Raw genomic sequence first — 6,310 nt, 5'->3', positions numbered from 1 at the left:
TCAACCGAGATCATAATCCCGATGGTGGGGGCAGTTCTTCATGACGCAAAGGGGGCAGTTCCGGATGGCGTTTGACAACTGTTCAGTGCACCGGTTGCCGTCGCGCTGCAGGCAGGCAGCCCGTAGGGTTCGCCAGCTGGCAGATTTGTAGAAGGCGTCTGACTTGAAACCGGGTCTAACGTAGGGTCGCCACTGAGGTGGCCTGACCTGTTTGGATCGTAATGGCATTGTTTCCTTTCTGATTGTCGCCATGAAACCTTGGCCGTGGCTAGCGCGTTACGGCACAGTTAGTGCAATAATTTCATGGCGGAGGTTTTCGATGGAGCGCCGTCGGACCGAATTGGCAACATTTGCAGTCGCCATATTCACCGTTATCTTGATCGCGGCTGCAGTTACGATGGAAAAGGTCATTTTTCAGACGGCGAGCAACGATGCGCCGCCGTACACCACGGGCCTCGCTAGACCTCACCAACCGCTTGACCGGGCTCCGGGTGAGCCGCTACCGGCCGTGGGCGGGCCGGCTGGAGCGGTTAGTGAGCATCGCTAACCGAGACATAGCGCTACCGAATGTGTGAATCGTGAGGGATTTCATATCTCTCAAGGCGCTCAACGCCGGCCTGTCGCTCACGTTCTCCCAGCCGCAATACCAGAAACACATAAGCGCAGACTGCGGCCGCGAGGCCAAAATACAGCCTTCGCATGTCTCACTAAGGCGGTGGCGACACTGCCGTTCCTACCGTTGCAGTGCACTGAAGAATCCGCCGAACCACTCCGTCTCCCTTGCGTTACCAGCAATGGACCCGATGACAATCAGACAACACCTTGAGCAAGCTGAACGGCGCGCCGCCGAAGGCAGGCGGCTCGTCGAACATCAAGAAGCGTTACTGGCCGGACTAGACCGAGACGGCCATGACACCAAAGCTGTCCGAAAGGTGCTTGATGCGTTGCGCGAGACGCAAGCCCTTCATGTACAGGACGTAAGACGCCTACTCGAAGAGCTTGAGGCCGCGAGTCAGCCGCTGGCGTAGGTTACTGGTCAGGCCGGCCAGTTTGGCCTTTTCAATGGCCAGCTTCGCGCGTTCAGCTTCAACGTTGTGGCCGTCGTGTTCGAGTACGTCGAGTAGAATTTCTTGGCCTTCGATATACATTCGAAGTTCTTTGCTTTCCATGGCTTCAACAAATCCGTTCGGTGCAATGCGCGCACGGTACCGACTCCGGCTTAATAGGATGTCACCTGCCGAATTTCGATAGCCGGGTTAGCCGGTTCGAAACTCGCCAGCCGTACGTATCGTGCAATGAGTGATTTGCCGTCCATGGAATCGATGCCGGAAGCAATCCAAACCGCCTTTGCCAAACAAGGAGCGGCGGGCCGGGATGCGTTAAATGACAGCGAGCCTTACCGAACACCGGCCACGTCGAAAAACGCGCCAGCGACCTCGCCAGCCGGTTCTGGGCATATGACCATCCCCCTTCGAGCTTTTCTCTAAATCTTGCCTCCCACCAGCGTGACATACGGCCGGGGTATAAACCCCCGGCCTGTCACGTCACGCAATCTGGTCTGTGACACAGTCACGGAATGTAACACCCTGTCACGCGTCACAAACCCAGAACCATTCACCGACTGTCGCTATTCGCTTCTTCTCCGTAAGCTCGCTGACGGCTCGCGAAAACCGCTGTCGGAGTGTGGCGTCCCCGATCTTTGGTTCATTCGCGAGGGTATCAGCATAGAACCGGTTGCGCCAAGCAGTACGATTGGCAGCTACAACGCCTTCATGAAAGCCGGGCGAGCCCGCTGGCGGGGTGCGACCATCTTCCGCCAGAACTGCCCGCAAGGAGTCCAACGCCTTTTCGGTACTCCCTTTGAGGTTTGAGCCGTCGTTCGGCGTAACCTTCGCAGGCACAACCACAGGCGCCGTAGTCTCGTCACCTTCAGCATCCTTGCCGAGCGAAACCGATTCTAGCTTGAAGCCAGTGATGACACCTTCGTCCATGTCATTGGCCCCCGTGCACTTTAAAACAAATGCCTTCGCGGAACCGGTGCCGCCGACCTCGATGCCAAACGAGCTATCAATCGCGCCGTCCAAGTCGATAGCCCCCTTGCCACGGTCGCCTTCCCATCCGCTATGATGAATAGCAGCAACATGCGCCCCTGTGGCCCGGTGCAGTTCATCGACGGACGCGATATATCTCTGCATATCGCGCGACGCGTTCTGATCGCCGCCGCCAAAGGTCCCAGTGACCGTGTCGACGATAATAAGAACGCACTTCTGCCCAAGCCGTTCTTCAAGCCGTTTGACTGCCGCCCCGAGCGCTTTTGCATCCATCAACCCGGCTGTCATGTCCAGCTCACCGCCAGCTACAACGAACGGGATGCCATACAGCCCGTGCTTCTTACGCCACGCCGCAACCCGCCGTTCAGTCGTTCGCTTGCGTTCGGCGGCAAAGAAAACGACAAGACCCTGCTTCACGTTGCGCCCGTGCCATTCCATACCGGCCGCAATATGCGCACCGATATCGAGCAGCAACACGCTCTTTGCGGTACCAGGCTTGGCGACGAACAAGGTGAATTCGTCGGCGCCGAGAAAGTCCTTAACAAGCCAGTCCTTTTGAACTGTCTCATTGACATCATCGAATAACGTGAACTCGAAACGTTCGCGGTGTGCCGCTAACACCTCTGTCGGCGCTTGCAGGGTTCTCGGCCTAGAGATTTGACTATCGACCCAAGCGGTCCCGGCCGGAAAGATTTCTGCAAGATTCACTGATAAACCTCCGGGGTTGCTGCCCTCACTGCCATCCGCCAATAGACCTCAGCCTCAAAGTAGCCGCGAATGGATGACGGAAAGTCATCAATCTCGAACCGGCTCAGCTTGCGTTCATCGCCGCCGAAGCCGAAGTCCCACGCCTCCAGTGCAACGGTGATATCGTTGCACTCTACTGTTCTGGCTTGCCGCAACTGTCTTAGCCCGCTACGCGAGAACGGCGCGATATGACAGACCCCAGTGCAACCGGCATCAAGCCAATCCACTGGTCTTGCATGAAGCCGCACCGTCTTTCGGCAAGGTATCGTGCCAAGCCATATTGCGCGGCCATTAACTGTTTCAGTATCGAAAGCTTCGTTGGCGCTTTGATTTCATCAGTCGTACCCCACCGCTTTACTCGTTCATCGCGAAACGAGACGACGCGGGATGGCAGCTTTTTGTGTGCACTCTCAGAGAATCTTTCGACGTTTGCACTTCTTTTGGAATTTTCAGTTCGCGCACAAAGTGCGGGCTGCAATAGCCGCACTTACCAAGTTCCGGCGCTCCGATCAGCCTCGTTTCAAATTCAACACCGTCTTCGGCAAGCGCGACAAGCGTGTCTGGACTTAAAGCATCACCAAGCCCTGCTTCCGGTGCAGCCACCTTGGCATCCGCAATCCTTCCGGCATCAGATTGAAGCGGATCGGTCGATTCGAACAAGTTGAGATAGCTGCGCAAAGCTGCAAGTACGACATCGTCAAACCGTTCAGCAACGTTGCGAGAGGGCCGTGATAAAATGTGAGTGTCCGTCTCCGGATTTGCACCGCGCCAGGCATTGAGAATGCCTCTGTAGTCGGTTGGGGAGCGACTTACATTGTCGTTGGCCGCCACCGGAATATCTTTCGCTCTCCAATCCTTCCTTGGATCGAAGCGACCTAGCAGGGTGTTGAAGAGCTCAGCCGCGTTCGCAAACGAAGGCTGAATCGTCGCCATTGTGGATGTAGAAGTGGCCGACGAGCCTGCCCGCAGTGCCGATGGTAGGCCAGCCGTCTTGAATGTTCGGCCTGATAACGCTGCACCGAACCTTCATTTGGAATCGTTCAGCGCACTCGTTGGTGGTTGCTTCATCAATACGCCAGCCGTCTGTTGCGATGTGAGACAGCACTTCCGGAAGTCTTTGTGCAAGTTCGAATTCATAGTCAGTCAAAAGCGTTGCCTTTCAAATCGGTGGCGCGCCGCATTCTCACGGCACGGTTTCTTTTGTTGTGTCTGTCGCTGCCTGTGCTACTTAGTTCTTCATCGCTCCCCCACATTCCCCTTCCGAAATTTGCGCGCACGACTCCGTTACCGCCCGATTCGAGCGGTGCTGCGATTACGCACGCGGTATCATTCACGCATTGCCGCGCGTTTCGTCTATCCCTTAGCTAGGCTACGTTCTCGTTCCTCCCCCAAGCATAGGGCGACTCGCCCTACGCTATCCCCAAAAACACTTTCGCCTCTGGCGCCGGGATGGCGAACAGAGGCGAAGGCGTTAGCTCAATGCTGAGCAGTCGTTTCATTAAATCCCTTGTAGCAGAAAACCGGACGACTTTCTACGTGTCCGCAGAAATTCTCTCACGCGTTTACTTCAGTTCTTATAGCCGATTTCAGCACACTTTTGTAGGTGTATCGCGAAATCCTCTTTCGCGTTATCTGTCCTTCTTATAGCTGAAATCGGAACGTTTTTTCTAGGTGGCCCTAGAAATTCTGCCGTCAGCCGCGATACCAAATTGACGTTGAAGACATTGCGAAATTGTACTGCATTGTCCAACTATGCTTCTGCGCCGCAGCGCTTTGCGTGTTCGGAAAGGGCGAGCGGCCGTATGCTTTGGTCTAGCTGGCCGTTCATGGCGCGAGGGACGTAAGGTCGCAGCATGAAACCCGAACTCACCGACTGTAGCGACTGCGGAGCCCCGGTCTCCTTTTCGGCCTTGGCTTGCCCGACCTGCGGTTCGCGCGAGCCTGCAGGGCCATACGTTCAGAGCCGCGCTGAGCGGCGGCGGCATCGCGCCGAAGAGAAGAATGACCAGACGTTGCTGGCCATGGCAGTGCTGTGCTGTGGGATTGGGGTCTGCTACGGCAGTCTAATGGTTGGCCCTTGGGGTGCCGTTGGGTACGGCCTCATAGGCGCGATTATTGGCGTCCCAGGGTGGGTTCATCATCAATGTCAGTCGGAGGCTGTTCGGCTAAAGCCGTTCACCGCGCCCTTTTGACCGGCCGACCGGCGCGCTATCGGTCCAAATCCCAAAGCTGAAAATGCCGCTTTGTTCTTGTCGGCTACAGGGTTCAATCCCCTCAGCCGGCACCAGCACTCGATGCGCATCCCTCAGCTTGAAGTCTTCGGTATGCTGCCGTGTTGCAGATGCTCGACGTCCGTGCCGTCGATATCGATCCATGCATGCTTCGACCGCTCGAACACCGATTTGATCGGCGCCGGGAAATTCGGGTCCGCGATTGCACCGACGGCAACGCCGATCATCGTAGGGAGTTTGTCGGGCCTCCAAAACACCGTCGAGCCGCAATCGGAACAAAAATAACAGCGGACCTTGCCGCCGCTTTCGCCGACGCGAACATACTCCTTCGGCGCTCCTGAGATCTTGACCGCCTCGACCGGATAGAAAGCGCCGACGCCGAACGGCGCGCCGGTCCGCCGCTGGCATTCGAGACAGTGACAAGCCGCGACCAGGTTGGTCGGCCCCGGAAGCGACAGCGCAAGCGCGCCACAACTACATCTGGCGTCGATCATTGACTCCACTCCTTGCATCCATTGCCTCGATGTCTGTGCGTCAAGCCGCGGCGATGATGGCCGAGCGTGTCAGGCGCGCTCGGCTGTGCCTTCCGGCAACTCATCCAGCCGCCAGAGTCCGAGGCTCTTGTCGCGCCAGCCGCCACCGCCCTCGTCGCAGCGCTCGTTGATCAATTCGCGCGGGGGCGGCCAGCGGAACGGCGGCTTCGTCATGTTGAGCGCCCGCCAGTCGCCGTCCTCGCAATCGCTGTTATCCTCCCATTCCGGAAACGTCGTGACCAGCAGGAATTGCGCACCGCTGGCACGAAAGCCGGCAATGGCGCGTGCGATGTTCCGGAAGCTCAGATGCACGAGGCAATCGCGGCACAGGACCACATCACAGCTCGGCAGCGAGTCACGCGTGATGTCGGCGACGAAAAAGCGGCCCCGCAATTCGCCTCGCGCCACGCGCGCACTGTTGGCCGCGATCAGCGATGGCACGATATCGATGCCCGTATAGTCGACGTCGAGGCGCATGTTGCCGATCCAGCCCGCATCGCCGCAAGGCGCATCGAGGAGTGAACGCGCGCCCAGCCGATGCAGCAGGCCGGGCAGCGCTTCGCGGATCGCGGCGGTGGCAAGATCTTCCGACCCGAGGCCCGAGACCGACGTCGCAGCTCCCCACAAATTGGTCCGCTCGATCCTCTCAAAACGCGCGGCGAGGTCGAGGCCTGCAAAATTCTCGCGGTCGGCAATGAACCGTTCATGGGCGAGCACGGCGGGACGATGGGAGATCATCGGATGGGAC

General features: G+C 57.8%; 7 protein-coding genes. All 7 read right to left on the bottom strand.

Annotated elements, in window-relative coordinates:
* Positions 1-986: 986 nt before the first annotated feature.
* Entirely contained in the window at positions 987-1,169 is a 183-nt protein-coding gene (locus L6639_RS35825; RefSeq protein WP_237866318.1) for a hypothetical protein, read from the bottom strand.
* 420 nt (positions 1,170-1,589) lie between these two features.
* Positions 1,590-2,759 carry an AAA family ATPase gene (locus tag L6639_RS35820; protein ID WP_237866317.1) on the bottom strand — a complete coding sequence of 390 codons (1,170 nt, stop codon included), beginning with the start codon at positions 2,757-2,759 and terminating at the stop codon, positions 1,590-1,592.
* Positions 2,756-2,953: a hypothetical protein gene (locus tag L6639_RS35815; protein WP_237866316.1), complete on the bottom strand. Its 198-nt coding sequence runs from the start codon at positions 2,951-2,953 to the stop codon at positions 2,756-2,758. The genes L6639_RS35820 and L6639_RS35815 overlap by 4 nt, the downstream gene beginning before the upstream one ends.
* Before the next feature lie 199 nt (positions 2,954-3,152).
* A complete protein-coding gene (locus tag L6639_RS35810) occupies positions 3,153-3,731 on the bottom strand; it encodes a hypothetical protein (protein WP_237866315.1) in 579 nt (192 codons plus the stop codon).
* Complete coding sequence (locus L6639_RS35805) at positions 3,694-3,945, bottom strand: hypothetical protein (protein ID WP_237866324.1); 252 nt, start codon at positions 3,943-3,945, stop codon at positions 3,694-3,696. The genes L6639_RS35810 and L6639_RS35805 overlap by 38 nt, the downstream gene beginning before the upstream one ends.
* A gap of 1,158 nt (positions 3,946-5,103) precedes the next feature.
* Positions 5,104-5,523 (bottom strand): GFA family protein, encoded by a 420-nt coding sequence (locus L6639_RS35800; RefSeq protein ID WP_237866314.1) that lies wholly within the window; start codon positions 5,521-5,523, stop codon positions 5,104-5,106.
* A 69-nt stretch (positions 5,524-5,592) separates the two neighbouring features.
* Positions 5,593-6,300: a class I SAM-dependent methyltransferase gene (locus L6639_RS35795; RefSeq protein WP_237866313.1), complete on the bottom strand. Its 708-nt coding sequence runs from the start codon at positions 6,298-6,300 to the stop codon at positions 5,593-5,595.
* Between the last annotated feature and the right edge of the window lie 10 nt (positions 6,301-6,310).

Source organism: Bradyrhizobium zhengyangense (assembly GCF_022012555.1).
Taxonomy (GTDB): domain Bacteria; phylum Pseudomonadota; class Alphaproteobacteria; order Rhizobiales; family Xanthobacteraceae; genus Bradyrhizobium; species Bradyrhizobium zhengyangense.
The sequence above is the reverse complement of the archived record's forward strand: the minus strand, read 5'-3'. Positions and strand labels throughout refer to the sequence as shown.